Source organism: Pararhizobium sp. A13, assembly GCF_040126305.1.
Lineage (GTDB): Bacteria > Pseudomonadota > Alphaproteobacteria > Rhizobiales > Rhizobiaceae > Pararhizobium.
Map to the genome: position 1 here is coordinate 4,025,142 of NZ_CP149510.1, position 25,465 is coordinate 4,050,606.

Annotated in this window: 24 protein-coding genes; 14 read left to right on the forward strand and 10 right to left on the reverse strand. The window is 61.8% G+C overall.

From position 1 onward, the window contains the following. Nucleotides 1–38: 38 nt before the first annotated feature. From WI754_RS19695 to WI754_RS19705, 3 genes are all read right to left on the reverse strand, one after another. The gene (locus WI754_RS19695; protein WP_349435116.1) at nucleotides 39–419 is read right to left on the reverse strand and encodes a DUF779 domain-containing protein; all 381 of its coding nucleotides are present in this window, start codon (nucleotides 417–419) and stop codon (nucleotides 39–41) included. 153 nt (nucleotides 420–572) lie between these two features. Further along, on the reverse strand, nucleotides 573–2,081 hold the full coding sequence (gene adh, locus WI754_RS19700) for an aldehyde dehydrogenase (protein ID WP_349435117.1): 1,509 nt from the start codon (nucleotides 2,079–2,081) through the stop codon (nucleotides 573–575). 179 nt (nucleotides 2,082–2,260) lie between these two features. Then, the gene (locus WI754_RS19705; protein ID WP_349435118.1) at nucleotides 2,261–3,208 is read right to left on the reverse strand and encodes a helix-turn-helix domain-containing protein; all 948 of its coding nucleotides are present in this window, start codon (nucleotides 3,206–3,208) and stop codon (nucleotides 2,261–2,263) included. 195 nt (nucleotides 3,209–3,403) lie between these two features. On the opposite strand from WI754_RS19705, the gene WI754_RS19710 reads away from it, so the two are divergent. Then, nucleotides 3,404–4,588: a benzoate/H(+) symporter BenE family transporter gene (locus WI754_RS19710; RefSeq protein ID WP_349435119.1), complete on the forward strand. Its 1,185-nt coding sequence runs from the start codon at nucleotides 3,404–3,406 to the stop codon at nucleotides 4,586–4,588. A gap of 8 nt (nucleotides 4,589–4,596) precedes the next feature. On the opposite strand, the gene WI754_RS19715 is transcribed toward WI754_RS19710, so the two are convergent. Continuing rightward, complete coding sequence (locus tag WI754_RS19715) at nucleotides 4,597–6,690, reverse strand: EAL domain-containing protein (RefSeq protein WP_349435120.1); 2,094 nt, start codon at nucleotides 6,688–6,690, stop codon at nucleotides 4,597–4,599. A 323-nt stretch (nucleotides 6,691–7,013) separates the two neighbouring features. Between WI754_RS19715 and WI754_RS19720 the strand changes: the two genes are divergently transcribed. From WI754_RS19720 to WI754_RS19740, 5 genes are all read left to right on the forward strand, one after another. Next, nucleotides 7,014–7,625, forward strand: coding sequence for a 50S ribosomal protein L25/general stress protein Ctc (locus tag WI754_RS19720; RefSeq protein ID WP_349435121.1), 612 nt, complete (start codon nucleotides 7,014–7,016; stop codon nucleotides 7,623–7,625). Between the two features lie 234 nt (nucleotides 7,626–7,859). Further along, nucleotides 7,860–10,241, forward strand: coding sequence for an EAL domain-containing protein (locus WI754_RS19725; protein WP_349435122.1), 2,382 nt, complete (start codon nucleotides 7,860–7,862; stop codon nucleotides 10,239–10,241). Nucleotides 10,242–10,263: 22 nt separating this feature from the next. Beyond that, a complete protein-coding gene (locus WI754_RS19730) occupies nucleotides 10,264–10,980 on the forward strand; it encodes a transporter substrate-binding domain-containing protein (RefSeq protein WP_349435123.1) in 717 nt (238 codons plus the stop codon). A 117-nt stretch (nucleotides 10,981–11,097) separates the two neighbouring features. Next, nucleotides 11,098–11,811, forward strand: coding sequence for an aminoacyl-tRNA hydrolase (gene pth / locus WI754_RS19735; protein WP_349435124.1), 714 nt, complete (start codon nucleotides 11,098–11,100; stop codon nucleotides 11,809–11,811). A gap of 3 nt (nucleotides 11,812–11,814) precedes the next feature. Beyond that, complete coding sequence (locus WI754_RS19740; protein WP_349435125.1) at nucleotides 11,815–12,276, forward strand: GNAT family N-acetyltransferase; 462 nt, start codon at nucleotides 11,815–11,817, stop codon at nucleotides 12,274–12,276. A 12-nt stretch (nucleotides 12,277–12,288) separates the two neighbouring features. On the opposite strand, the gene clpS is transcribed toward WI754_RS19740, so the two are convergent. Further along, entirely contained in the window at nucleotides 12,289–12,600 is a 312-nt protein-coding gene (gene clpS / locus WI754_RS19745; protein WP_349435126.1) for an ATP-dependent Clp protease adapter ClpS, read from the reverse strand. A 188-nt stretch (nucleotides 12,601–12,788) separates the two neighbouring features. Here clpS and ychF point away from each other — a divergent pair, with 188 nt between their 5' ends. The 4 genes from ychF to WI754_RS19765 all read left to right on the forward strand — a co-directional run bounded on the left by ychF (nucleotide 12,789) and on the right by WI754_RS19765 (nucleotide 16,429). Then, complete coding sequence (gene ychF / locus WI754_RS19750; protein ID WP_349435127.1) at nucleotides 12,789–13,892, forward strand: redox-regulated ATPase YchF; 1,104 nt, start codon at nucleotides 12,789–12,791, stop codon at nucleotides 13,890–13,892. Between the two features lie 95 nt (nucleotides 13,893–13,987). Then, a complete protein-coding gene (locus WI754_RS19755; protein WP_349435128.1) occupies nucleotides 13,988–15,436 on the forward strand; it encodes a hypothetical protein in 1,449 nt (482 codons plus the stop codon). 73 nt (nucleotides 15,437–15,509) lie between these two features. Next, entirely contained in the window at nucleotides 15,510–15,965 is a 456-nt protein-coding gene (locus tag WI754_RS19760; protein ID WP_349435129.1) for a MaoC family dehydratase, read from the forward strand. Next, complete coding sequence (locus WI754_RS19765) at nucleotides 15,962–16,429, forward strand: MaoC family dehydratase (protein ID WP_349435130.1); 468 nt, start codon at nucleotides 15,962–15,964, stop codon at nucleotides 16,427–16,429. The genes WI754_RS19760 and WI754_RS19765 overlap by 4 nt, the downstream gene beginning before the upstream one ends. Nucleotides 16,430–16,439: 10 nt before the next feature. Here the strand turns inward: WI754_RS19765 and WI754_RS19770 are convergent, their stop codons facing one another. Together WI754_RS19770 and WI754_RS19775 are read right to left on the reverse strand one after the other, a co-directional pair. Next, nucleotides 16,440–16,985: an adenine phosphoribosyltransferase gene (locus WI754_RS19770; protein ID WP_349435131.1), complete on the reverse strand. Its 546-nt coding sequence runs from the start codon at nucleotides 16,983–16,985 to the stop codon at nucleotides 16,440–16,442. Between the two features lie 166 nt (nucleotides 16,986–17,151). Further along, complete coding sequence (locus WI754_RS19775) at nucleotides 17,152–17,562, reverse strand: DUF4168 domain-containing protein (protein WP_349435132.1); 411 nt, start codon at nucleotides 17,560–17,562, stop codon at nucleotides 17,152–17,154. A 302-nt stretch (nucleotides 17,563–17,864) separates the two neighbouring features. Here WI754_RS19775 and WI754_RS19780 point away from each other — a divergent pair, with 302 nt between their 5' ends. Then, the gene (locus WI754_RS19780; protein ID WP_349435133.1) at nucleotides 17,865–18,050 is read left to right on the forward strand and encodes a DUF1059 domain-containing protein; all 186 of its coding nucleotides are present in this window, start codon (nucleotides 17,865–17,867) and stop codon (nucleotides 18,048–18,050) included. Nucleotides 18,051–18,053: 3 nt separating this feature from the next. Here the strand turns inward: WI754_RS19780 and WI754_RS19785 are convergent, their stop codons facing one another. The 3 genes from WI754_RS19785 to WI754_RS19795 are packed head-to-tail and all read right to left on the reverse strand — an operon-like array spanning nucleotide 18,054 to nucleotide 20,553. Beyond that, nucleotides 18,054–19,304, reverse strand: coding sequence for a CCA tRNA nucleotidyltransferase (locus tag WI754_RS19785; protein WP_349435134.1), 1,251 nt, complete (start codon nucleotides 19,302–19,304; stop codon nucleotides 18,054–18,056). After that, the gene (locus WI754_RS19790; RefSeq protein WP_349435135.1) at nucleotides 19,301–19,933 is read right to left on the reverse strand and encodes a CoA pyrophosphatase; all 633 of its coding nucleotides are present in this window, start codon (nucleotides 19,931–19,933) and stop codon (nucleotides 19,301–19,303) included. The genes WI754_RS19785 and WI754_RS19790 overlap by 4 nt, the downstream gene beginning before the upstream one ends. After that, nucleotides 19,930–20,553: a DUF1285 domain-containing protein gene (locus WI754_RS19795; RefSeq protein WP_349435137.1), complete on the reverse strand. Its 624-nt coding sequence runs from the start codon at nucleotides 20,551–20,553 to the stop codon at nucleotides 19,930–19,932. Before WI754_RS19795 ends, WI754_RS19790 begins: the two co-directional genes overlap by 4 nt. A 168-nt stretch (nucleotides 20,554–20,721) precedes the next feature. On the opposite strand from WI754_RS19795, the gene WI754_RS19800 reads away from it, so the two are divergent. From WI754_RS19800 to WI754_RS19810, 3 genes are read left to right on the forward strand one after another with little or no spacing between them, the layout of a single operon-like run. Then, nucleotides 20,722–21,735, forward strand: a complete 1,014-nt coding sequence (locus tag WI754_RS19800; protein ID WP_349435139.1) for a MoxR family ATPase — start codon at nucleotides 20,722–20,724, stop codon at nucleotides 21,733–21,735. A 3-nt stretch (nucleotides 21,736–21,738) separates the two neighbouring features. Beyond that, nucleotides 21,739–22,659, forward strand: a complete 921-nt coding sequence (locus WI754_RS19805) for a DUF58 domain-containing protein (RefSeq protein ID WP_349435140.1) — start codon at nucleotides 21,739–21,741, stop codon at nucleotides 22,657–22,659. 29 nt (nucleotides 22,660–22,688) lie between these two features. Next, nucleotides 22,689–25,463: a DUF4159 domain-containing protein gene (locus WI754_RS19810; RefSeq protein ID WP_349437884.1), complete on the forward strand. Its 2,775-nt coding sequence runs from the start codon at nucleotides 22,689–22,691 to the stop codon at nucleotides 25,461–25,463. Nucleotides 25,464–25,465: the final 2 nt, after the last annotated feature.

Genomic DNA, 25,465 nt, shown 5'->3' on the forward strand with positions numbered 1-25,465 from the left:
GCCGGGATGAATATAGCCTAGCGCGAGCGCTCAAAGGATCATTGACGCAGGGGAATGGCGCAGGCTTCGCCGCCGGAAAACAGGCGGGAGCGCGTGAGGAACCGCCGCTCGCGGCCGTTGTCAAGCGAGAACATGCCGCCCCTGCCCGGAACGACATCGATGATCAGTTGGGTGTGTTTCCAGACCTCGAACTGGCTGGCGCTGATATAGACGGGAACGCCGCCGATCTCACCGAGCTTCACGTCATTGTCGCCGACGATGTAGTCGTCTGCCGGGTAACACATGGGCGACGAGCCATCGCAGCAGCCACCGGACTGGTGGAACAGGAGATGCGGATGATCCTGCTGGATTTCCTTGATGAAGGCGAGCGCCGCGTCGGTGGCGAGAACGCGCGGCTGGCCCTTGGTCGTGTCGGTCATGGTCGTTCCTTCCGGACCGGCTGAAATTGACGGCGGACTCGAGCAAACTCCCTCCCCTTGTGGGGAGGGTTGGGGAGGGGTCTTCTCTTCTTAACAAGGAACCCCTCCCCTCCGCTTCGCTGCAACCTCCCCCTTCAAGGGGGAGGTAAAACCTCAGAAGAAACCCAGCGCCTTCGGGCTGTAGCTCACCAGCATGTTCTTGGTCTGCTGGTAGTGATCGAGCATCATCTTGTGGGTTTCGCGGCCAATGCCGGACTGCTTGTAGCCGCCAAAGGCCGCGTGGGCCGGATAGGCGTGGTAACAGTTGGTCCAGACGCGGCCGGCCTGGATGTTGCGGCCGAAATTGTAGCAGCGATTGGCATCGCGGCTCCACACGCCCGCGCCGAGGCCGTAGAGCGTGTCATTGGCGATCTCGAGCGCTTCGGCATCATCCTTGAAGGTGGTGACGGACACGACGGGTCCGAAGATTTCCTCCTGGAAGATGCGCATCTTGTTGTGCCCCTTGAACACCGTCGGCTTGACGTAGAAACCGCCGGCGAGCTCGCCTTCGAGCGTATTGCGCTCGCCGCCGATCAGCACCTCGGCGCCTTCCTGGCGGCCGATGTCCAGATAGGACATGATCTTTTCCAGCTGTTCGCTCGAAGCCTGGGCGCCGATCATCGTTGCCATATCGAGCGGGTTACCCTGCTTGATTGCCGCGACCCGTTTGACCGCCTTTTCCATGAAGCGATCATAGATCTTCTCATGCACCAGCGCGCGGCTCGGGCATGTGCAAACCTCGCCCTGGTTAAGCGCGAACATCGCAAAGCCTTCCAGCGCCTTGTCGAGATAGTCGTCGTCCTCGGCCATGACGTCGGCAAAGAAGATGTTCGGCGACTTGCCGCCCAGTTCCAGCGTCACCGGAATGAGGTTCTGGCTGGCATACTGCATGATCAGCCGGCCGGTCGATGTCTCGCCGGTGAAGGCCACCTTGTTGATGCGCGGGTTGGTGGCGAGCGGCTTGCCGGCTTCGAGGCCAAAGCCGTTGACGATGTTGAGCACGCCCGGCGGCAGCAGGTCGCCCACCAGTTCGATCCAGACGAGGATCGAGGCTGGCGTCTGCTCGGCGGGCTTCAGCACGACGCAGTTGCCGGCGGCAAGCGCGGGTGCAAGCTTCCACGCAGCCATCAGGATCGGGAAGTTCCAGGGAATGATCTGGCCGACAACGCCGAGCGGTTCATGGAAGTGGTAGGCGATGGTGTCGTGGTCGATCTCGCCGATCGAGCCTTCCTGGGCGCGGACGCAAGACGCGAAGTAGCGGAAATGATCGATGGCGAGCGGCATGTCGGCTGCCATGGTCTCGCGCAGCGGCTTGCCGTTGTCCCAAGTCTCGGCCTTTGCCAGAAGCTCGATATTGTCTTCCATGCGCTGGGCGATCTTCATCAGGATATTGGCGCGCTCCGTCGTCGACGTGCGCCCCCACTTGCCCTTGGCGGCATGAGCGGCGTCGAGCGCCAGCTCGATATCGGCGGCTTCGGAGCGCGCGATCTGGCAGAGCACGCCGCCGGTGACCGGGGTGGTGTTGTCGAAATAGCGGCCGCTCACCGGTTCGCGCCATTCGCCACCGATGAAGTTGCCGTATTTTTCCTTGAACGGGTTTTCGACGATTTTCTGATGCAGCATGTGATTTCTCCTCCTGAAACAGATCCAACAATCTGCTGGGAGGAAAGGTGCGCCAGAACAGGTCAGGCAGATAGAGCGGCAGTGCACGCCGGAGCGGGCGAGTGTCTCAGATGTGCGACACCGAGATTACACGAAACATGCTGCAGCGCGGCAACGACGCCGGACTGGCATCCGGCCGGTCAATTGATCGAGAGCTTTTTCATTTTCCGGTAGAGCGTTGCCCGGCTGATGCCGAGCGTATCAGCAGCCAGGGAGACGTTGCCGTTGCTGCGCGACAGGACACGGCGAAGCGCGGCGCGTTCGGCATCGAAAAGATCCTCGCCCTGCCCCACCGGCGCTTCATCGAGAACGTCGGCGGCTGGTACACCGGCGGCAATGCGCCGGTCATCGAGATTGAGCCGGAGACGCGCCGCTCGGGTCGCGCCAAGCACGAGGTCATCCCGGTCGATGGCGAGCAGCGCCGGGCTGCTCTTGCCGTCGGCAGGGACCAGAAGGATGCGGGCGCCGTTGAAGGCGCGTCGAAAGAGATTGGCCTCGATCCGGGCGGCGGCATCGCGCACCGCCTGCGACATAAGCACCATCGCCATTTCGCCGGCGTCCTCCCGACAGGTGGAGATATCGATGGCGGCAGCGATCCGGCCGCAATGATCGCGGATCGGCGCGGTCGAACAGATGAGGCCCGTGTTGCAACTGAGGAAATGCTGGTCGCGCTGGATGACGACGGCGCGCTCGTCGGCGATCGCCGTGCCGATGCCGTTGGTGCCGACGCTCGCCTCGCTCCAGACGGTGCCGGACCAGAGGCCGAGCCCGCGAAAATCCTTGTCGTCGCCCGCTGCCCCCCGCCGCTCGAGTGCAACGCCGCTGCCGTCCGTGAGCAGCAGGCAACAGCCTGCCTTGCCGATCGTTGAAAACAGTCGGTCAAGTTCACCTTGTGCCTCTTCGATCAGATGCCCGGACTTTTCCCGCGCCGCGCGAAATTCACGCTCCGACAGCCGCAGCGGCGAACGGGCTTCCTCCGGAGAAAGGCCATGCACGGTCAGGCAGCGGCGCCAGGATGCCGCCACAGGCGAACTGGCGGCTGCCGACGCATGCTGTGCGACGGCGTGAACATGATCCGAATGATTCATCGGCTCTCCTCCCTGAGGGCTGACGCTGATGCAACTATAGGCATATTCGGCAAGACGTCCACCTCGACAAAGGTCAAAGGCAAAACGGACGCAATCTCATTCGGCCGCTACGCCCGTGGCATGCTATTGCGTGAACATGACGATGTGATAGGCAGCCTTGCTGTCTTCATCCAACCCGTCATGGTTTCCCGCGCAATGCTTCGTGAATTCTCGCTCAAGAGCCTTTTCATGGGCCTGCTCACCGCTTTCGTCGGTTTCGCCAGTTCCTTTGCCGTCGTCCTGCACGGGCTGACAGGGGTCGGCGCAACGGAGGCGCAGGCAGCGTCAGGGTTGATGGCGCTGTCGGTGTCGATGGGACTGTGCGCGATCGTGCTCAGCGTCGCGACCCGGCTGCCGGTCAGCATCGCCTGGTCGACGCCGGGTGCGGCGCTGCTTGCCAGTTCCGGCGCGGTGGCAGGCGGCTTCAACACGGCCGTCGGCGGCTTCCTGATCTGCGGCGTGCTGATCATTCTCGCCGGCCTGTGGAAACCGCTCGGCCGCGCGGTCGCGGCAATTCCTGCACCGCTGGCGAATGCCATGCTTGCCGGAGTCTTGATCGGGCTCTGCTTCGCGCCGGTCAAGGCGGTCGCCTTCAATCCGTTGTTGGGGCTGCCGATCGTTCTCACATGGGTGATCGTCGGCAGCGTCAACCGGCTGTTTGCGGTCCCCGCGGCTCTTCTCGCATTCGCTCTGGTGCTCGCCTTCGGCATCGATATGCCGGTCGACGCGATGGCGCGAGTTTCGGCGACGCTCATCCCGCATGTCGAATGGGTAAGCCCGCGCTTTACCCTCGCCGGCCTCGTCAGCATCGCGCTGCCGCTGTTCATCGTCACCATGGCCTCGCAGAACATTCCGGGCATCACCGTGCTCAAGGTCAACGGCTACGAACCGCAACCCGGGCCGCTCTTCACGACGACAGGCATCTTTTCCATCCTGAGCGCGCCCTTCGGCGGCCATGCGGTCAATCTCGCTGCGATCACGGCGGCGATGTGCGCGGGCGAGGATGCGCATCACGACCCGTCCCGCCGCTACTGGTCGGCAATCGTCGCCGGTGCGGGTTATGTCGTCTTCGGCCTCTTGGCCGCGTCCGTCACCGCCTTTGTCAGCCTGGCGCCGCCGATCCTCATCCAGGCTGTCGCAGGTCTCGCCCTCATCAATGCTTTTGCCGGCTCCGCAATGGCAGCCTTGAAGGAACAGGATAGCCGCGAAGCCGCAGCCGTCACATTTCTGGTAACTGCATCCGGGGTCAGCTTTGCAGGGATTTCGGGTGCCTTCTGGGGGCTGCTGGCCGGCGGTCTCATGCTCGCACTCGCCCGGTTCACCCGTTCGCGCGGACGCTAACGGGGCGGTCAGGCCGCCGCTGCGGAACGATCCCGAACCAGCATTTCTTCCGCATTCCCGGAGGCGGCCAGAACGACGGGAGCGCTGTTGACCACATGCTCGATCTGGCCGATCGGCATCGGCTTGCCGAACAGATAGCCCTGCACCTGGAGGCAGCCTTCACTGCGGAGAAACTCCATGTGTTCTTCGCTCTCGACGCCTTCGGCGAGGACCGGAATATCGAGGCTTTGCGCGAGGATGATGGTGGAGCGCACGATCGCCGCCGAATGCCGATTGCTCGTCACCCCATTGATGAAGGCACGGTCGATCTTGATCTTGTCGAACGGAAAGTTCTGCAGGGTTGAGAGCGACGAGTAACCCGTACCGTAGTCGTCCATGGCAATCTTGACGCCAAGCCCTTTCAGGCGACTGATGATATTCAGCGCGTGTTGCTGGTCGGCAATAATCCCCGACTCCGTGATTTCAAGCTCAAGGCGAGATGCATCGAGACCGGTCTCGACAAGAATTTCGCCGACGCGGGCCGGGAAGTTGGCATCGGCAAGCTGAGCCGGCGCAACATTGACGGCAATCTTGATCGGATTTGCCCACGACGACGCCTGCCGGCAGGCCGTCAGCAGCACCCAGTCTCCCAGTTGGTGAATGAAACCGTTCTTCTCGGCGACCGGAATAAACTCCGCGGGCGGCACCATGCCGCGCGCCGGATGATGCCAGCGCAACAGAACCTCGAACCCGATGACATCCCGGGTCAGCGAATTGTTCTGGTACTGATAATAGAGTTCGAATTCGTTGCGCTCGATACCCAGGCGCATATCCATGGCGAGAACACTGCGGTTGCGGGCGGCGTCGTCCATCGAAGGCTCATAGACCCGTATGGAATTCGACCCGGCTGCCTTGGCGCGATACATCGCAAGATCCGCCTGGGCGAGAAGTTCCTCCTGATTGCGGGCATCGACCGGAAACCGCGAAATGCCGACGCTGGTCCCGACCAAAAGGGTCCTGCCCTGCCACTCGACCGGCTTGACGATTTCGGCGATCAACCGTGAAGCAAAAGCCTTGACCTCCTGCTTCACGAAGACATTGGACGTGAGAGCGATGAACTCGTCACCGCCGATGCGGGCAATGAATTCACCCTCGCCCAGAACCTTGGACATGCGCTCGGCGATCGTGCGCAGTACGGCATCGCCTGCCGCATGCCCGTGCACGTCGTTGACATCCTTGAACCGGTCGAGATCGAACGAAAGCACCGCGACGCCGGCCGTATCGTCCTTCTGGCGCCGGATGACGTCATCGAGATGCTCGCCGAAAGCGACGCGGTTCGGCAGGCCGCTCAATGGGTCATGGAGCGACAGATGCCGGAAACGCTCCGCCGCCAGATTGCTGGAATGCAGATCGATGATATAGGTCGAGGCGCCGAGACCGAGCATCAGGCAGATCATCGCGAGAACCATGGCGAGCAGCAGGTTGTCGGGGATGAAAGCGGCGGACGGCTGGACCATCGGATCGGGAAGGACCGTCAATGCGGTCATGCCGGTGAAATGCGTGCTGACGATCGCAAGGATCAGGGCAAGCGCGCCGCCGTATTTGCAGAAGCGCGTTACCGGACGGGCGATCCGGCTGGCGGCGATGGCACCGAAACCCATGCCGAGAATAATCGACGCCAGATAAAAGCCGAAGTCCCATTCCATGCGGCCGGAGATCTGATAGGCCGCCATCCCCATATAGTGCATGATGGCGATGCCTGCTCCCAGGATGGCGCCGCCGAGTTCGATGGTCGGGCCGGTCTTGCGCATCGCGGTCACGAACAGGCCGAGCGTGGTAATGCCGATCGCGGCGCCCAGCGAAGACAATGTCAGGATCGGCTCATAGGCATGCCGCAGCAACGACCTGTAGCTCAGCATCGCAATGAAATGGGTCGTCCAGATGGTCGAGCCGCCGATGACCCCGCTCATGAACAGCCAGTTCAGCTTCTGCACGCCGGCGGTGCGCCTGACACGCGCATAGAGCCGCATCGTCAGTACGGAACCAAGAACGCACACCAGAGCGGCAAGCGCGAGCAAGCCGTAGTCATGATCGACTACGACACACGAAAGAATCTTGAGCATCGGACACCTGTTTTAAGCGTGGCCGCACCCTGTCAGGTAAACACTAAGAGAGATTAACGTGGTACGGACTTGCTCGGAGCACGGTTATCAAGCCCTAAACGATGTCGCACGCGGCGTGCGCAAGAGAAGGTAGGGCCCCTTTCACGCGGGTTTTTCCGCAAAACTCGCTCTTGCTTGCATTTCACAGCGTTCTCGGTTATGGACGCGCGTCCGCGCAGACACCCTTGGAGGCAAACGCGGATGAGGCGGTCAAAGGCCTCGGTTCATCCTGTCTTTTACAGACAAGCGGATGAGCTCTCCAAAAACACCAGAAAGGTACTGCCATGAGCCACGCATCCTACGAGCTCAAGGCCGAAACGCGCGAACGGGTTGGTAAGGGGTCCTCCCGTGAACTTCGCCGCAACGGTCTTATTCCTGCTGTCATCTACGGTGACAAGCAGACACCGATTTCCATCGCCCTCTCCACGAAGGAAGTCACCCAGAGAATTCACGCCGGTGGTTTCATGACCACGATCGCCACGATCGACGTTGGCGGCGAGAAGATCCGCGTCCTGCCGAAGGACTACCAGCTGGATCCGGTCCGTGACTTCACCATGCATGTCGACTTCCTGCGCGTTACCAAGGACTCGACGGTCACCGTCGAAATTCCGGTTCACTTCGTCAACGAAGAAAAGTCCCCGGGCCTCAAGGTCGGCGGCGTACTGAACATCGTTCGCCACGAAGTCGAACTGGTGGTTTCCGCCAGCGACATTCCGGAATTCCTGACGGCCGATCTTTCCGGCCTGAAGCTCGGCGACGGCATCCACATCTCGGACATCAAGCTGCCGAAGGGCGCGACTCCGGTCATCACCGACCGCGACTTCACGATCGCCACCATTGCCACCCCGGCCGGCGGCGTATCGGAAGCAGAAGAAGCCGAAACCGCATCCGAGTAATCGGCGCTTTCAAAGCTCGATCGACGACCCGCCCCATTTCCCATGGGGCGGGTTTTTTGTTGCTCGCCATCAGCGGCACCATTTTTAACCCGCACTACAACTAAAACTTTTTATCCTGCGATTTCAGTAACATTTAAGACTTTCATGATGTGTTGTCGTCGGGGGATTATTCCGGCTTCAGTGTACGAGAATCCTAATGGGACGCGAGACTAGCAGCACGATCGGGTGCATCCGATGATGCATTCTGTCGAGAACCGATTTATTGCCATTGTCTGTGGCGCGATGCTTATGTTCGTCGCCCCTCTCATCGTGCTTTTCCTGACCCTGTCATCGGAGCGCGTCGCCCGCGAACGGCTGCAAAACACGCAGATCCTCCTGGAGGCCGGCGCCCAGGCACTTGGCAAGCCCCTTTGGGATTTCGATGGCGACGGGGCGGAGCAGATCGCAAAATCTCTGAGCGCCAACGCCGACGTCCTCTGCGTTCACATCAAGGATAGCTCCGGAACCATCTCCGTACACATTCCCCCTGTACCCATCGATGCGAACGTGCCGCACAAGACCCTCGCAAAGGAGATCCTCTACCATTCGCAGGATGGCCAAAGATTGGTCGGCACCGTGGAAATCTGGGTCGCAGCGCCCGGCCTGCTGTCGCGCTTCAGCAAGGACGAGCTCACCGTCTTTGCCATTCTGGTCGTCGCCGTCGGCGTGGTTTTCGCCTCAGCCATCCTCGGAAACCGTATCACCGTGATCCGGCCGCTGATGCGCCTGACAGCCGCCATCGAAGCGACCCGGCGGCTCGGTTCGCGCCACCACGTGGACTGGACATCGGACGACGAAATGGGCACGCTCGCCCATAACTTCAACGAGATGCAGAGCAGGCTGGAGCGCGAGGAGACCGAGCTGAAGCTGGCGCACGATCGAGCGACCGACATCTATAACCTCACGCCCTCGATGCTGTTTTCGCTCGATACGGCCAATTGCATCACCGCCGTCAGCGACTACTGGCTGATGGCCACCGGCTATGGCCGCGATCAGGTGATCGGACGCACCTTCACCGATTTCGTCGACGAACACTGGCACGAGACCTACCGCGCACGTCGCAGCAACGGCAACGCAACGCATGCCAATATCTGCGAAGTCACCGTCCCGTTCATCAAGGCCAACGGCGAAACGATGACGGTGCTCATTCTGGAGATGAAGAGTGCCACCTGCGACGACCATGGCGGCCTCTCCCTGTCCGTGATGACCGACGTCACGGAGCTCAAGCAGGCCGAAAGCCGCAACCATGCGCAAGCAATCACCGATCACCTGACCGGCCTGCTCAATCGCCAGGGCTTCGAAGCAGCACTCGACGATGCCATCCGCAATGCCGACGAGACCACAACGGAACTGGCCTGCATCTTCATCGATCTCGACCGTTTCAAGTGGATCAACGACAATTTCGGCCATGCCGCCGGCGATGAGGTGCTGCGCCAGGTCGTCGCCCGCATCCGCACGACACTGCGGCCGGACGACACCATGTCGCGCCTCGGCGGCGACGAATTCGCCATTCTGGTCAATGCAGAGCGAGTCGAAGCCTTGGCAAGCGAGATCGGCGACCGCATCTGTGCCAGTCTGCACGAGCCGATCCTCGTCCAAGGGGCGGAGCTTTCGGTGAGCGCCAGCATCGGCATCGCGCTTTATCCTGTTCACGCGGCCAACGCCGCAGAACTGCTCCTGAAATCCGACATGGCTATGTATGCCCGCAAGCGCGACGGCAAGAACGGCATGCTCGTCTTCGACATCAGCATGCTAGACAGTGCCCGCGAACGCCACGAGATGGAGCAGAACATCGAGGCCGGTTTGAAGGAAGACTGGTTCGAAGCTTACCTGCAGCCGATTGTCAGCCTTTCCGACGGCCGCATCGCGGGCTTCGAAGCGCTGATGCGCCTGCACCATCCGGAAAAGGGGATCCTGCCGCCAGCCAAGATCATCGGCATTGCCGAGGAAACCGGCTCGATTGCCCGCATCGGCGAACGCGTGCTGGAAAAGGCGGTCAGCCATCTTGCGCGGCTGACCCAGCTCGAAGGAACGGAGGCGACCTATCTGGCCGTCAACTTCTCGCCGCCGCAGTTCGTGGAGACATTGCCGCACAAACTCGCAGCGTTGCTCCTGAAACACCACATCTCCCCTGCCCGGATCGTCATCGAGATCACCGAAGCCGTACTGATGCTTGACAATCCGGACGTCCATGCCGTGTTGAAGCAACTGAGCGAATTCGGCTGCCGCATCGCGCTCGATGACTTCGGAACGGGCTATTCGTCGCTCAGCTACCTCAACCGCTTCCCCGTCGATATCGTCAAGGTCGACCAATCTTTTACCCGGTCGCTGACGACGGGGACCGCCGATATCCGCCGCAAGAGCCGGATGCTGATCAAGGGCATCCGCACCATTTCCCATCAGATGGGTTGCACCGTCGTTGCCGAGGGTATCGAGACGAAGGAGCAGTGGGAGCTGCTGAGCAAGCTCGGCCTCGACTACGGTCAGGGTTATCTTTTCAGCCGGCCGATGCCGATCGAAAATATGTTACTGATGCTGGAAATGGAATCAGAAGCGAAGGCTACCAACCGCGCATGACGAAAATGAGAGAGAAACAGATATGAGACAATTCGCCTTCGCGCTCGTTTTTCTCCTGTCAGGCACGGCGCAGGCCGAGACGCTCAAACTGCTGACCGAGGAATATCCGCCTTATAATTTCAGCGAAAACGGTGCGGTCAAAGGAGCGTCGGTCGAGCAGGCAGAACTGATCATGAAGGCGCTCGACACGGAATATTCCCTCGAGATTCTTCCTTGGGCGCGTGCGCTGTCGCTGACGGAAAACCAGCCTTGGACCTGCCTGTTTACCACCGGCCATGACGACGAGCGCGACAAGCGTTTCAAATGGGTGGAGCCCCTGCTTGCCGATCATATGGTGATGGTGCGCAAGGCCGGGTCCGGCGTCAATCCGGCCAATATCGAGGAAGCCAAACGCTTCACCGTCGGCACCCAGCGCGAGGATTTTTCTGCCAACTATCTGAAAAAGAACAACTTCCCCAAGATCGATCTCGCCGCCGACATGGAGACGACGGAGAAGAAGCTTCTGAGCGGCCGCATCGACTTGATGATGACGTCCAAAAAGACCTTCGAGACCATGCGCGATCAAGGTCAGCCGCTTGAATCCGCCCTCGTGCTCGAGGGAAAACTATACGGCCTTGCCTGCAATCTCGCCCTGCCGGACAAACTCATTGCCAAGATGCAGGCAGAACTCGACACATTGATTGCCAACGGCACCCAGGACCGCATTTTCGCCAAATACGGCCTGCGATCGGACCAATAGCGGATCGCAGGCGGCACGGCGCCAGATGGGAAATAACGGGTTGTCTGTGCTAAACAGTTGACTTCCGTGCTCCGACGCGGTGCAAGACGGCTCTGTCCGACTGGTAGAGATATATCCATGCTGATTTTCGCAGGTCTCGGTAATCCCGGCCCCCAATATGCCGGCCACCGCCACAATATCGGTTTCATGGCCGTCGACGCGATCCAGCGGCACCATGGTTTTTCGCCCTGGTCGAAGAAGTTCAGGGCACTGGTCTCGGAAGGCGAGATCGGCGGCGAGCGTGTGCTTTTGATGAAGCCGCAAACCTTCATGAACCTGTCGGGCGAGGCGGTCGGTGAAGCCATGCGGTTCTACAAGCTTGAGCCGAAGGACATTCTGGCGATCTACGACGAGCTCGACCTCTTGCCCGGCAAAGCCCGCATCAAGACGGCGGGCGGTCACGGCGGCCACAACGGCATCAAGTCGCTCGACGCCCATTGCGGCAAAGACTATCGCCGCCTGCGGCTCGGCATCGGCCATCCCGGCTCGAAGGAACAGGTGCACAACCACGTGCTCGGCGACTTCGCCAAAGCCGATCGCGTCTGGCTGGAACCGTTGCTCGAGGCTCTCGCGGACAATGCTGCAATGTTGGTCAAAGGCGAGGATTCGCAGCTTCTGAACAAGCTGGCGCTCGCCACCGGCAGCAAACCGGAGCCCGAGCCGGCACCATCGAAACCGGCGGGAAAATCCCACATCCATCAGGCCCGCAACAGCGCACAGCCGAAGAAGTTGCCGACAACCGGACCGATGGCAGATATGCTGAAGAAACTGTTTGGCGACAAGGGGGACTAGCTTGTGCCGGCTGGTGACTTCGCCATCCGCCCGGCCATGGAGAACGACCTACAGCTGCTGCTTGCGCTCTACCGGCATCTCCATCCGGATGATCCGGAGATGGACCCGAACCTTTCCATCGAGCAGTTCGCCGAGATGCTGGCCCATCCCGGTATGACCGTCTTCGTCGGTCTCTCGGGCGAGATGATCAGTTCCACCGTGACCCTGATCGTCATTCCCAACCTTACCCGCGGCGGCAAGCCCTACGCGCTCATCGAAAACGTCGTCACTGACGCTCGATTTCGCAAGCGCGGCCACGCTGGCGCGCTGATCCGGCATGCCTTCGAATACGCCTGGCAAGCAGGCTGCTACAAGGTGATGCTTCTGACCGGCTCGCAGGACCCTGCAACGTTGAAATTCTATGAGGGCTGCGGCCTCGTGCAAGACAAGACCGGCTTCCAGATCAGGCGGCCGGCCTGCATCTGAGGCGCGAACGGATCACTCCTCCGGTTCCGTCGTGAACATCAGCGGGAAGCCCGCCTGCTTGCCGAGATCGGTCGCTTCCTTGGCCTTCGTCTCGGCGATGTCGCGGGCGCAGACGACGATGACGCAGACGCCGAGCTTATGGGCGGTCATCATCATCCGGTAGCCAGTCTCCTCGCTCATCCGAAACACGGCTTTCAGCACCATGATGACAAATTCGCGCGGCGTGTAGTCGTCGTTGAGAAGAATGACCTTATAAAGCTTCGGCCTTGCCAGCCTCGGCTTGGTCTTCGTTTTCGGTGTGAGTGCTGTATCGTTGTCCGCCATCGGGAATCCGCCCTTTAACTACAGGGAATGGAGGAGCGACCATTTTGCATAGCGAAGGGCTTTGAAGCAAGGCACACCACTTTGCCGCTTACCCTATAAAGCCTTCAAAATCGGACTTAGGCTTGACCTAGAGCCTAGTTTCCGCAAAAGGCACTGCAACAGAATTCGATCGGACAGGTTTCAAGGCCATGGGTTTCAAATGCGGTATCGTCGGACTGCCGAATGTCGGCAAGTCCACTCTCTTCAATGCGCTCACCAAGACCGCGCAAGCGCAGGCGGCCAACTATCCGTTCTGCACCATCGAGCCGAACACCGGCGAAGTGGCGGTGCCCGATCCGCGGATGCGCGCGCTTGCCGATATCGCCAAGTCGAAGGAACTGATCCCGACGCGCATTTCCTTCGTCGATATCGCCGGCCTCGTGCGCGGCGCCTCGAAGGGCGAAGGCCTCGGCAACAAGTTTCTCGCCAATATCCGCGAGGTCGATGCGACCGTACATGTGCTGCGCTGCTTCGAGGATGACGATGTCACCCATGTGGAAGGCCGCATCAACCCGGTCGGTGATGCCGAGACGATCGAGACCGAGCTTATGCTCGCCGATCTCGAAAGCCTCGAGCGCCGCACCGAGCAGACCCGCAAGCGCGCCGCCTCCAAGGACAAGGAATCGATGACGCTGCTGCCGGTCATGGACGCGGCCCTGAAGCTGCTTCAGGACGGCAAGCCGGTCCGCACGCTGCTGTCGACGCTGGATGCCGAAGAAAAGATAATCCTGCAGGGACTGAACCTTCTGACCGCCCACCCGGTACTCTACGTCTGCAACGTCGCCGAGGGCGACGCCGTCTCCGGCAACGCCCACACCAAGGCGGTCGAGGAAATGGCAAAGGCACAGGGCGCCGAAACCGTCGTTATTTCGGCTGCGATCGAATCCGAAGTCGCGCAGTTACCGGAAGAGGAAGCCAAGGAATTCCTCGAGGCGCTCGGCCTTCATGAAGCGGGTCTCGACCGACTGATCCGCGCCGGCTACAAGCTGCTCGACCTCATCACCTATTTCACCGTCGGCCCGAAGGAAACCCGGGCGTGGACAATCGAGCGCGGCACGAAGGCACCGGGTGCGGCCGGCGTCATTCACTCGGACTTCGAGCGCGGCTTCATCCGCGCCAACACAATCGCCTATGACGACTACATCGCCTTCAACGGCGAAACCGGCGCCAAGGAAGCCGGCAAGGCGCGCGACGAAGGCAAGGAATATGTCGTCCAGGACGGCGACGTGATCCACTTCCGCTTCAACACCTGATTCTTCGAAAACTCCTTCGCCGGCCATCGGAGACGCTTGCCGTCACCATGGCCGGCTGTATGTTGCCGGAAGACATATTTTGAGGAGTTTTTTCGATGCGCCTGATTCCCGCACTTCTGCTCTCCACCGCGCTCGTTACGCAACCGGTGCTGGCCGCGGAGATTACCCATGCGGGCGCCCAGCAGCTCGAGCAGAAATTCACCTCCTACCTGCCGGACAGCCTGGCGAAATCCGGCCTGGTCAAGGTTCGGCCGGGCACCACGGAGTATGAAGTCACTTTCGATCCGACAGTGCTTTTGAAGGATGTAGATCCGAAGACCTTCAGCATTTCCGGTTTGAAACCCTTTCTGTCGCTGATCCAGCCACTGGAGGACGGATTGTGGAAATTCTCCCAATCGGCAGATCTCGATGTGAAGGGGCAATTCACCGCCGGAACCGAGAAGACGGATTTCAGCTACAAGATCAATGCCTTCCGCATGGACGGCATCTACGATCCCGATATTCTGTATTTCAGGTCCGCGGAAATGACGGCCGACGGCATCTTCATGACCTCAAACTCCCCCATGCAGTCGGTCGAGGCGCGTTTCGGCACGATGAAGTCGATCATCGACAGCAAGCGGGCAACAGCCGATACCATCGATGTCCGCTCCAACGCGGCGATGGGTTCCTTCGCGGAGACCGTCATCGATCCGGCCAAAACACGCATTGATCTTTCTGCGGACAGCGTCACCGTTGACGCCGCTCTGAACGGCTTGGCTTACAGACCGCTTCAAGACATGATCTTTTTCGTGCTCGACAACGTCAAAACGAACACGATTGCCCCTGAGAAGCAGGCTCAGTTCAAGGAACTTTTCCGCGCGAACCTGCCAATGTTCGATGCATTGCTGGAATCCATCGACGTGGCAAACTTCAAGGTCGCCACTCCCACCGGTACCTTCGGCGCGGAGACCTTGCGCTACACAATCAATTCGAACGGCCTGAAAGATGGTGCAAAAGCCGGCCTCGGTATCGTCCTCGACAAGCCGTCCGTTCCACCAGGCGTCGTGCCGCAGGCCTTCATCGCGGCACTGCCGGAGACGATTACTTTTCGCGCCTCCTTCGAGAACCTCAACCTTGCAAGCGGGATCGGCTACTTCCTGGACCATGCCGATTTCAACGCCGAAAAACCCCTGACAGACGAGCAATCAGCCGCGGCTGGCCGTATCTTCCTTCCGGGCGGTGCGTTGACGATGAGATATGAGGACGTTTCTGCCCGCTCGTCGGTTTACGATATCAGCCTCTCAGGCACCACGACGCTCTACCCTGAACAGAAGGGGCGCCAAAACACCGACGTCACAGTCTACGCAAGGGATTTCGACAAGACGATTTCCTATCTGCAGCAGAATGCCCAGGCCGTTCCGCAGTTTGGGCAAGCGGCGTTTGTGCTTCTGATGGTCAAGGGGTTCGCCAAGACCGAATCCGATGGACGGCAGATGTGGAACGTCGTGGTCGATGAAAGCGGCAAGATGAAAATCAACGGCCAGGAACTGGCGATGCCGCACTGACATCGGTGACCTCCCCGCAGTTTCCAGCGACAAACCGGGATGCTAAGACGCTCCGGTAGGAGGACTTCTGCCCATGCTTCATTTCGAGGATTTTCCGGCCGGAACACGGTTCGAGTTCAAACCGGTGGCGGTCGAGGCCGAGGATATCGTCGCCTTTGCCGCCGAGTTCGATCCGCAGCCGATGCATCTGTCGGAGGAGGCCGGCAAGGCGAGCATTCTCGGCGGGCTTGCAGCCTCCGGCTGGCACACGAGCGCCATCATGATGCGCATGCTTTGCGACAGCTATATTCACCAGACGGCATCCGAAGGGTCGCCGGGCGTCAACAGCATGGAGTGGAAGAAGCCGGTGCTCGCCGGCGACACGCTGTCGGGCACCTGCACGGTCATCGAGGCGCGGACATCCCGTTCCCGACCCGAGATTGGCATCGTGCAGTTGCGGGGCGAGGTCATCAATCAGCGGGGAGAGACGGTAGCGATATGCGAGTATGCCAATATGATCCGCTGCAAACCTGCAGGAAGCGACGCATGAGGCTCTCTGACGTTCACCCCGGAGGTACAAAGGCGACGATCGGCAGCGTGGCCTTCACCGCCGAAGACATCATCCGTTTCGCCGAAAAATTCGACCCGCAACCGTTCCATCTCGATGAGGAAGCGGCGCGGCAATCACTCTTCGGCGGCCTCTGCGCCTCCGGCTGGCACACCTGCGCTGGCTGGATGAAATGTTTCGTGCCGTATTGGCTGGGCGAAATGAAACGGCTGGCGGCTGAGGGGATAGAGCCGCCGAAGCTCGGCCCCTCGCCCGGTTTCCGGGACATGCGCTGGCTGCGGCCGGTCTTTGCCGGCGATGTGATCACCTATTCCGTCACCTTCGTTGCGGCCAAGGATCTGGAGTCGCGGTCGGGATGGCGGATCAACACCATCCTGTGCGAAGGTGAGAACCAGAACGGCGAGGCCGTGATCCGGTTCGAAAGCAAAGTGATCGAGTTTCCCTGACGGGCGAACTTCAGTGACCTTCAAACTCGATGAGCGTCAGCACCTTGACGCCCAGTGCTTCGAGTTTCTTGCGGCCGCCGAGTTCCGGCAGGTCGATGATGAAGCAGGCGGCGACGATGTCGGCGCCCATCTGCTGCAGCAGCTTGGTCGCGCCCTCTGCGGTGCCGCCGGTGGCAATCAGGTCATCGACCAGAATGACCTTGTCGCCCGGCTTGATGGCGTCGCGGTGCATCTCCATCTCGTCGATGCCGTATTCGAGACTGTAGGCGATGCGCACCGTATCATGCGGCAGCTTGCCCTTCTTGCGGATCGGCACGAACCCGGCCGACATCTGGTGCGCCATCGCGCCGCCCAGGATGAACCCGCGCGCCTCGACCCCGGCAACCTTGTCGATCTTCGTGCCGGCAAAGGGATGAACCAGTTCGTCGATCGCCCGGCGAAACGCACGCGGATTGCCGAGAAGCGTGGTGATATCGCGGAACATGACGCCGGGTTTCGGGTAATCCGCGATGTTGCGGATGGAGGCGATCAGTTCCTGCTGGAGAGAAGAGCTCATGATGGAAGGCATGCCTTTGCGGACGTCTTAGGGAGACGAAGGCATAGCATCAAAGCCGGACATTTCTATAGTGGTTTCTTGGGCGACAGTCCGCCAGAGGCCGTTTCCAGCCGGCAGGCGCTGGAGCAGGACCGAATTTGCCGCCCTGCTCCCATGGCCGCCCGATCTACTGTGCGGGCGCCGTTGTCTGTAATTTTTCCTGCACTTTCTTTGCAACTTCGGGATCGGTCTGCGCCGCGGTGATGATGGTCTTGTATTCCTCGAGCGACATGTCGGGCGATTTTTCGACCGCGTTGATCATCTGCTTGTTGGCCTCGTTCTGAAGCTTCTGTTTGGCCGTCGCGTCCTTTTCCGCACCGATCTTGGCGGCGTAATCCTGCCGCACCTTGTCGACCTGCAGATAGGCGACGGCGAAGGCTTCGATCTTCTGGTCGCTGATGGCGGTGGGCGCTGTGCTCTGCATCGGCTGCGTGGCTTGCGGTTCAGAGGCCCCTTGGGCAAAAGCCGGCGAGTTGATGACGATCAGGCTCAGTGCGGCAGCGGTCAGCGCTGCCACCGGCATGTGGCGTTTAGTCATATGCTTTCCTTCCTTTAGTCAGTCTCAAGGCAGCTTTTAGCCGCCTTTCCGGAGCGGATAACCCCGCAGCCAAGGTAAGGACGGATCGGGCGACAATGTGACTACGACAAGGAAGGTTCAAGGCTATGTCGAGACAGGGCCGCCTGCGGCTTGCCTCTATTGCGATGGAGTAGGACGCCTGAAACGTGAACGCGACCTGCACAATCGAGGAACCATTCGACGGTATTTCCGGTTATAGTAGACGGCATTTCGCTTGCCGGACGAGCCCGAAGCGGAACGCCCAAAACGCAAGGAGGAGCATCATGCGATTGTTTGAATGCGGGACCCTCGTGCCCGGCTGCGACTGGCACACTCGCGCCGACAGCGACGCCGAAGTCGTCCGCCGCGCCGTCGAGCACATGCGCCAGGCACACGGCGAAACCCTGATCCGCGAAAACATGGTTGACAATATCAAGGCTCGCATCGTTGACGAAACGAAGGCAGCCTGACGTTCAGACCATCGACTGAAGCCGGGCAGCAAGCGTTGCCCGGTCGGCATTGAAATTGCCTTCCACCCATTGATCCTCAAGCATCGCCAGAACTTCGCCGACCCGCGGCCCGGCGGGAATTCCGGCGGCGAGCACGTCGGCACCGGTTAAAGGAAATACCGGCTTCTGCCAGCTTTCCGTTCGCCCCAGTAATCCCCAAAGGCGTGCCGTTTCAGGGAGTTGAGCCGGATCGTTTTCCGCCTTTTGCCGCGAGGAGGCGAGAGCGAGCCTCAAGCTGGTATCGAGGCCGTTTGAACCATGCCGATAGAGCAGCCGGGCGAAAGCCGTATCCGCAATCACGGCCGGCAGACGCGGTGCTTTCGCCCACGCGGAGAGGAAGGCCGCTTCCGCTTTCGAAAGGCGCAGCCGTTTCGCCATCGCGTCCAGCCGCTCCGCATCCGGCGGCACGATGGCCGCGAGCCGCAGCAGGGGTTCGGGCTGCCAGCCGAATGCCTGCTCGGCGGCAATCAGGGCCGGGATGGCGTCGATGCCCCATTTGTCGCTTTCCGGCAGAATTTCGCTCAGGACGCCCGCCTGGCGCATCCACAACAGCGCCCGGCCGGGATCCCTGGCTGCCAGCAGTTTCTTCATCTCCGACCAGACTCGCTCCGCCGAAAGCGTCGCCAGCTTGGAGCGCGCCTGCGCACAGGCGCGAAGACCATCCGCGTCGGGGCGCCCCGAGCCATAGTGAGCGAAGAACCGAAAGAAGCGCAGCACGCGCAGATAGTCTTCCGCGACACGATCGGCGGCCTTGCCAATGAAGCGGATATTGCGTTTTTCGATGTCGGCAAGCCCCCCGACGAGATCGATCACTTCCCCCTTGGCATTGGCATAGAGCGCATTGATCGTCAGATCCCGCCGCTCCGCATCAACTTTCCAATCCGTGCCGAAGGCCACCTCGGCGCGGCGGCCGTCAGTCTCGACATCGCGGCGCAGTGTCGTTACCTCGAACGGTGCGCCCTCGATCACCAGCGTCACCGTGCCATGATCGATGCCGGTCGGGACCGATTTGATGCCGGCTTTTTTGGCCCGGGCGATAACCTCGTCCGGCAGAAGCGTCGTTGCCATGTCGATATCGGCGACAGGAAGCCCCATCAGGCTGTTGCGCACGGCTCCGCCGACAACGCGGACCTCGCCGCCATCAGTATTGAGGAGATTGAAGACGCGCGTCAGCGCAGGCGCCGAAAACCAGGTTTCAGCGGCAACGGAGGTCATGCATAAAGCCTTTCGTACAACATACGGACGATGCCGGCAGTAATGCCCCAGATGTTCCGGTCGCCATAGGGCATACGGTAGAAATGCCGCTCCGCGCCCTGCCAGGTGGCACGGCCGCGGCCGTGGTTTTCCGGGTTCATCAGAAACGACAGCGGCACTTCAAAGACGGCATCGACCTCTTGGGGATTTGGCACGAGATCGTAGCCCGGCTGGACGACCGCAAGAACCGGGGTGATGCGGAAACCGGACATCGCCATGTAATACGGCAATCGGCCGACGGTCTCGACGAAACGCCGGTCAAGGCCGATCTCCTCTTCGGTTTCCCGCAACGCCGCGCGCTCCGGCGTATCGTCCTCGGGATCGATGGCGCCGCCGGGAAAGGCGACCTGACCGGAATGTTTGCGCATGGTTGCGGTGCGCTGGGTGAAGATGACGCGGGCTTCAGCACCGTCATCGATGACCGGCACGAGAACGGCGGCATCCTTGAGCTTCAGCGTTTCCAGATGGGGTATGACCTCCGGATTGAGCAGGAAGTCGCCATGCTCGCGCCAGGCGTCCTCGACCGGGCTACCGGATTGGCTGAGCGCTCTGCGGCGAAATTCACCGGCTGAAAACAGGACATTCGTCATATCGACAGCGCTTCCAGTTCATCGGCAGGCATGACCGCAAAAACCGCACCGCCGGAGCGGACGGCAAACATGTCGACCCCGTCGATCGTCTCCGTCTCGCCTAGTTCAACCAGATCATACATCACCGCACGCGAAACCAGCGCCTCCAACCGTCCGCGCACATGCAGATAGGGCTTCAATTCGCGGTTTTCGCCATGAATGACGAAGCGCAGTGCATGCTCCGGCCCTGCTTCGACAACGTCGCCGACATTGGTGCGGAAGGTCAGCACCTGCTCACCCTGTCGTTCCGTCCTATTCATCTCGACGGCGACGAAAGGCGCATCAGTGATGCGAATGCCTACTTTTTCCACAGGAGTTACGAGATAGGTCCTGCCGTCCTCGTCCTTGCGCAGGACCGTGGAAAACAGACGGACCAGCGGCTGCCGGCCGATCGGCGTGCCCATGTAAAACCATGTGCCGTCGGCGCGGATTTCCATGTCGATGTCGCCGCAAAAGGGCGGATTCCACCGGTCAACGGGTGGCAATCCCTTGTTTTGCCCGCCTGCCTGGCCGGCAGCGCGCGTGATCAGCGCCGCAAGGCCTGCCGCGTCGCCGCTCTGATGTATTTGGGCTTCCGCCATCGTTCCGTCCCGTTTGGCCCTATTCTTGCGTATTATAGACCACTGGCTTCACGAGATAGTGCTTCGGCGGCGTCTTGTCAGCCACCGAGCGGAGCTTAGATTGAAAAACAGAGACGGAAAGAGCGCTTTTCGCGATTCGGTACCGTTGCCGGCCACTGGAGACAGATGATGGGTGTGATGAAAACCACAGACGGCGCGGTTGATGAAAGGGCGATCATCGCCGCCGCGGAAAAGGCACTCGGCGAAATCGCCTTGATCCGCAAGGAAGTGGGCAAGGTGATCTTCGGCCAGGAAAGCGTTGTCGAACAGACGCTGCTTGCCGTTCTCTCCGGCGGCCACGCGTTGCTGGTCGGCGTGCCTGGCCTTGCCAAGACCAAGCTGGTCTCTACACTCGGCACGGTGCTGGGGTTGAATTCCAGCCGCATCCAGTTCACCCCCGACCTGATGCCGTCCGATATTCTGGGCTCCGAAGTGATGGACCAGGACGAGAATGGCCGGAGGTCCTTCCGCTTCGTGCCCGGCCCGATCTTCACGCAATTGCTGATGGCCGACGAAATCAACCGCGCCAGCCCGCGCACGCAGTCGGCGCTCTTGCAGGCCATGCAGGAATATCACGTCACGGTCGCCGGCCGGCGCAACGACCTGCCGCAGCCCTTCCATGTGCTGGCGACCCAGAACCCGCTGGAGCAGGAAGGCACCTATCCGCTGCCGGAAGCCCAGCTCGACCGCTTCCTGATGCAGGTGGACGTCGGTTATCCGGAGCTTGCCGCCGAGCGGCAGATCCTGCTCGAAACCACCGGTGTGTACGAGAACGAAGCCCGCGGCGTCATCGATGCCAGCCAGCTTCAAGGTATCCAGCACCTGATCCGGCAAATGCCGGTCAGCGAGAAGGTGGTCGACGCCATCCTGGCGCTGGTCCGCTCCGCCCGCCCCGGCAACGGCAATGCGACGACCGACAAGAATGTCGCCTGGGGGCCCGGTCCGCGCGCCGGCCAGTCGCTGATGCTCTGCGCCCGTGCCCGGGCGCTCTATGATGGCAGGCTCGCGCCCTCCATCGATGATATCATGGCGCTCGCCGAACCCGTTCTGCAGCACCGCATGGCGCTGACATTCGCGGCGCGGGCGGAAGGCATGTCGGTGCGTGACGTCATCACCGGCCTGGTCAAGCAAGCCAAGGGATAATGAATGACGGCCATAGGGCACATCGTCGAGCCGACACCGTCCGGAGAGGTCCTGTCCCGCGCGCAGAGCCGCGCCCGGCTGATCCCGGACTGCATGGTCGAGGCCAAGCGCATCGCCAATACGGTGATCTCCGGCTGGCATGGGCGCCGCAAGCGCGGCATCGGCGAGAATTTCTGGCAGTTCCGGCCCTATAGCGACGGCGAAAGCCTGTCGCGCATCGACTGGCGCCGCTCGGCCCGCGACGACCATACCTATGTGCGCGACCGCGAATGGGAGGCCGCCCACACGATCTGGCTCTGGGCCGACCTCTCGCCCTCGATGATGTACAAGTCGAAATTCGGCACCGTTTCCAAGGAAAGCCGAGCGCTGGTGCTGATGCTGGCACTGGCCGAAATTCTCGCCCGCTCCGGCGAGCGCATCGGCTGTCCCGGTGTCATGGAGCCCGTCTCGGCCCGCAATGCCGCCGAGCGGCTGGCGGCGGCGTTGATGCACACGCCGCTCTCCGGCGGTCTCCCGCAGACGGGCATGATCCGCGCCGTGAGCGACCTTGTGCTGATCGGCGACTTTCTCGATCCCGCCAATACGATCATGGCGCGTCTCGGGCCGCTTGCCCGGCGCGGCATGCGCGGCCATATCGTCGAGATCGCCGATCCGGCGGAGGAGAGCTTTCCCTATGCCGGCCGCACCGAGTTCACCGACCCGGAAACCGGCGAAACACTGACCGCCGGCCGCGCCGAAATCGTCCGCGACGATTACCGCCGCGCCTATCTCGCCCGGCGCGACAGCCTCGGCGAGAGCTTGCGCCATCTCGGCTGGACCTTCACGCCGCATCGAACCGACCACCTCGCCTCCGAAGCGCTGGTCGCGGTCCACATGTATCTCTCCGGCATGCCCGGGCGCGCCACCCATGGAGGCCAGTTGTGAGCTTCCTGCCCTTCGTCTTCGCCAATCCGATGATGCTCGCGGCGCTGGTCGCCCTGCCGGCGATCTGGTGGCTGCTGCGCATGACGCCGCCGAAGCCGATCGTGGAGGTGTTTCCGCCGCTCAGAATTCTCGCAGGCGTGCTGAAGCGGGAGGAGACACCGTCGAAAAGCCCCTGGTGGCTGACGCTGCTGCGCATGCTGATGGCCGCCGCCATCATTTTCGCGATTGCCGATCCGGTGTTCAATCCGCGCTCGAATACGCTCTCGGCCAGCGGTCCGCTGGCGCTCGTCATCGACAATAGCTGGGCAACAGCGACGGACTGGGAGCGCCGGGTGGAAACCGCCGAGGCTCTGATCGACGACGCGGAATCCAGGGATTTGCCGGTCTCGATCGTCTTCACGGCCGACACCGAACATAACGCGGTGCCAGGCTCGGCAGCCACAGCCCGTAATAGGCTGGCGGCCGCCTCACCGCAGCCGTTACGTCCTGACCGGCTGCCTGCGATCAACGCGTTGAAGACTGCTCTCGATGGGACGACGCCCGGCACACTGGCCTTCCTCACCGACGGCATGGAGGCCGGCGACGACAAGGTGATGACCGAGCTTGCGGCTCTTGCGCCCGCCAACTTCCGCCTGATCGAAGGCAGCGGCGATCAGGCCGTGGCCATCACCAACTCCGCCAACGACGCAGATTCCATGGTGATCAGCGCCAGCCGCCTGGATACCGCCAGCGCGCGCACGCTGCCGATCAGCGCCTATGACACGCGTGGACGGGCGATCGCCAACGGCTCGCTGTCCTTCGCAGCCGGCGAAGGTGTGGCCAAGGGAACGCTCGCCGCCCCCTTCGAACTGCGCAACGATTTCGCCCGCATCGCCATCGACGGCGCGGCGACCGCCGGCGGCGCCTTCCTGCTCGATGACGGCTTCCGTCGTCGCCGCGTGGCGCTCTTGAGCGGCGAGGCCCGCGACCAGTCGCAGCCGCTTTTGTCGCCGCTCTACTACATCAACCGGGCGCTGGCGCCCTATGCCGATCTCGTCCAGCCGAACGAAGCCGATCTGGCCGTCGCGATCCCGGATCTTCTGGCGCAGAAGCCGTCCATGCTGATCATGGCCGACATCGGCCGCCTGCCGGACGAGACCTATGCGCCGGTGACCAAGTGGATCGAGAACGGCGGCACGCTGATCCGTTTCGCCGGGCCGCGCCTTGCCGCCGCGCCCGCCGACGATCCGCTGGTGCCCGTCACCCTGCGTCAGGGCGAACGCGCGCTCGGCGGCGCCCTGTCCTGGTCGCAACCGCAACCGCTGGCCGACTATCCGGCGCTCAGCCCGTTCGCCGGCATGCCGCGGCCCGAGGGAATCCTCGTCAAGCGGCAGGTGCTCGCCGAACCGACCGCCGATCTCTCATCACGCACCTGGGCGAGCCTCGCCGACGGCACGCCGCTTGTCACGACAAAGGCGCAAGGGGCTGGCCGCATCATCCTGTTCCATGTCAGCGCCGAGGCGACCTGGTCGAACCTGCCGATCTCCGGCGATTTCGTCGAGATGCTGCGCCGGAGCGTGCAACTGTCGCGCAGCGGCGGGGTGGCGAGCGAAGGTGCTGCGCAGGGCCAGACGCTCACGCCCTACCGCCTGCTGAATGCCGACGGCGTGCTGATCAGCGAAACCGGCCGGGCGCGGCCGCTGGAAATCACGGCGGGCAAGCTGCCAGTCTCCAACGCCGAAAACCCGCCCGGTCTCTACGGCTCGGAAGAAGGGTTCACGGCTCTCAACCTCCTGCCCCGCGACACGCAGTTGAAGCCGATCGACGCGACCGGCCTGCCAATGGCCTACACCGCCGAACCGCTGATCGGCGCGGAAGCCTGGTCGCTGAAACCGTCGCTGTTTGCCGCCGCCCTCATTCTGCTGCTCATCGACACTGCCCTCGTCCTCTTCATGGGTGGGGCCTTTGCCCGATTGAGAATGCCGGCGGCCGTGGCAATCATGATCGCGTTGGCCGCAGGTTGCCTTGTTGCAATGCCCGGCCAGTCGCTTGCCGACGACAGCAGGCCCGGCGACGAGACGATTCTCGGGCGGCTCGACAGGACCCATCTGGCCTATGTCGTCACCGGCGAGGCCGAGGTCGATCGCCTTTCCGAACGCGGACTGGCCGGCCTCACCGAATTCCTGACCTATCGCACGACGCTCGAACCAGCCCCGCCCGTCGGGCTCGACATCGCTTCGGACGAGTTGTCGTTCTACTCGCTGATCTACTGGCCGATCTCCGCCAACGCGCCGATGCCGAGCCCGCAGGCGATCAGCCGCATCGATGCCTATATGCGCGCCGGCGGCACGGTTCTCTTCGACACGCGCGACCAGTTCTCCTCGCTTGGAACGAGCTCCGGCACCAGTCCGAATTCTGAGCGGCTGCAAGCGATCCTCGGCGATCTCGACATTCCGCCGCTGGAGCCTGTCCCGACCGACAATGTGCTGACCAAATCTTTTTATCTCCTGTCGAATTTCCCGGGCCGCTACAACGGCAGCCCGCTCTGGATCGAAGCACAGCCGGACAACGGCTCGCAGCCGACCGGCAGGCCGGCCCGCTCGGGCGACGGCGTTTCGCCAATCATGATCACCGGCAACGACTTCGCCGGCGCCTGGGCGATCGACAGCAATGGCGCGCCGCTTCTGCCGACCGTGCCGCCGGACGAGCAGCAGCGGGAATATGCCTACCGCTCCGGCGTGAATATCATGATGTATATGCTGACCGGCAACTACAAGGCCGATCAGGTGCACATCCCGGCCTTGCTAGAGCGGCTTGGCCAGTGAGG

Bases quoted from the DNA above. Each gene is read 5' to 3' on its own strand.
- WI754_RS19695 (WP_349435116.1), bottom strand. From the start codon at position 419: ATGACCGACACGACCAAGGGCCAGCCGCGCGTTCTCGCCACCGACGCG.
- adh (WP_349435117.1), bottom strand. From the start codon at position 2,081: ATGCTGCATCAGAAAATCGTCGAAAACCCGTTCAAGGAAAAATACGGC.
- WI754_RS19705 (WP_349435118.1), bottom strand. From the start codon at position 3,208: ATGAATCATTCGGATCATGTTCACGCCGTCGCACAGCATGCGTCGGCA.
- WI754_RS19710 (WP_349435119.1), top strand. From the start codon at position 3,404: ATGCTTCGTGAATTCTCGCTCAAGAGCCTTTTCATGGGCCTGCTCACC.
- WI754_RS19715 (WP_349435120.1), bottom strand. From the start codon at position 6,690: ATGCTCAAGATTCTTTCGTGTGTCGTAGTCGATCATGACTACGGCTTG.
- WI754_RS19720 (WP_349435121.1), top strand. From the start codon at position 7,014: ATGAGCCACGCATCCTACGAGCTCAAGGCCGAAACGCGCGAACGGGTT.
- WI754_RS19725 (WP_349435122.1), top strand. From the start codon at position 7,860: ATGATGCATTCTGTCGAGAACCGATTTATTGCCATTGTCTGTGGCGCG.
- WI754_RS19730 (WP_349435123.1), top strand. From the start codon at position 10,264: ATGAGACAATTCGCCTTCGCGCTCGTTTTTCTCCTGTCAGGCACGGCG.
- pth (WP_349435124.1), top strand. From the start codon at position 11,098: ATGCTGATTTTCGCAGGTCTCGGTAATCCCGGCCCCCAATATGCCGGC.
- clpS (WP_349435126.1), bottom strand. From the start codon at position 12,600: ATGGCGGACAACGATACAGCACTCACACCGAAAACGAAGACCAAGCCG.
- ychF (WP_349435127.1), top strand. From the start codon at position 12,789: ATGGGTTTCAAATGCGGTATCGTCGGACTGCCGAATGTCGGCAAGTCC.
- WI754_RS19755 (WP_349435128.1), top strand. From the start codon at position 13,988: ATGCGCCTGATTCCCGCACTTCTGCTCTCCACCGCGCTCGTTACGCAA.
- WI754_RS19760 (WP_349435129.1), top strand. From the start codon at position 15,510: ATGCTTCATTTCGAGGATTTTCCGGCCGGAACACGGTTCGAGTTCAAA.
- WI754_RS19765 (WP_349435130.1), top strand. From the start codon at position 15,962: ATGAGGCTCTCTGACGTTCACCCCGGAGGTACAAAGGCGACGATCGGC.
- WI754_RS19770 (WP_349435131.1), bottom strand. From the start codon at position 16,985: ATGAGCTCTTCTCTCCAGCAGGAACTGATCGCCTCCATCCGCAACATC.
- WI754_RS19775 (WP_349435132.1), bottom strand. From the start codon at position 17,562: ATGACTAAACGCCACATGCCGGTGGCAGCGCTGACCGCTGCCGCACTG.
- WI754_RS19780 (WP_349435133.1), top strand. From the start codon at position 17,865: ATGCGATTGTTTGAATGCGGGACCCTCGTGCCCGGCTGCGACTGGCAC.
- WI754_RS19785 (WP_349435134.1), bottom strand. From the start codon at position 19,304: ATGACCTCCGTTGCCGCTGAAACCTGGTTTTCGGCGCCTGCGCTGACG.
- WI754_RS19790 (WP_349435135.1), bottom strand. From the start codon at position 19,933: ATGACGAATGTCCTGTTTTCAGCCGGTGAATTTCGCCGCAGAGCGCTC.
- WI754_RS19795 (WP_349435137.1), bottom strand. From the start codon at position 20,553: ATGGCGGAAGCCCAAATACATCAGAGCGGCGACGCGGCAGGCCTTGCG.
- WI754_RS19800 (WP_349435139.1), top strand. From the start codon at position 20,722: ATGGGTGTGATGAAAACCACAGACGGCGCGGTTGATGAAAGGGCGATC.
- WI754_RS19805 (WP_349435140.1), top strand. From the start codon at position 21,739: ATGACGGCCATAGGGCACATCGTCGAGCCGACACCGTCCGGAGAGGTC.
- WI754_RS19810 (WP_349437884.1), top strand. From the start codon at position 22,689: ATGATGCTCGCGGCGCTGGTCGCCCTGCCGGCGATCTGGTGGCTGCTG.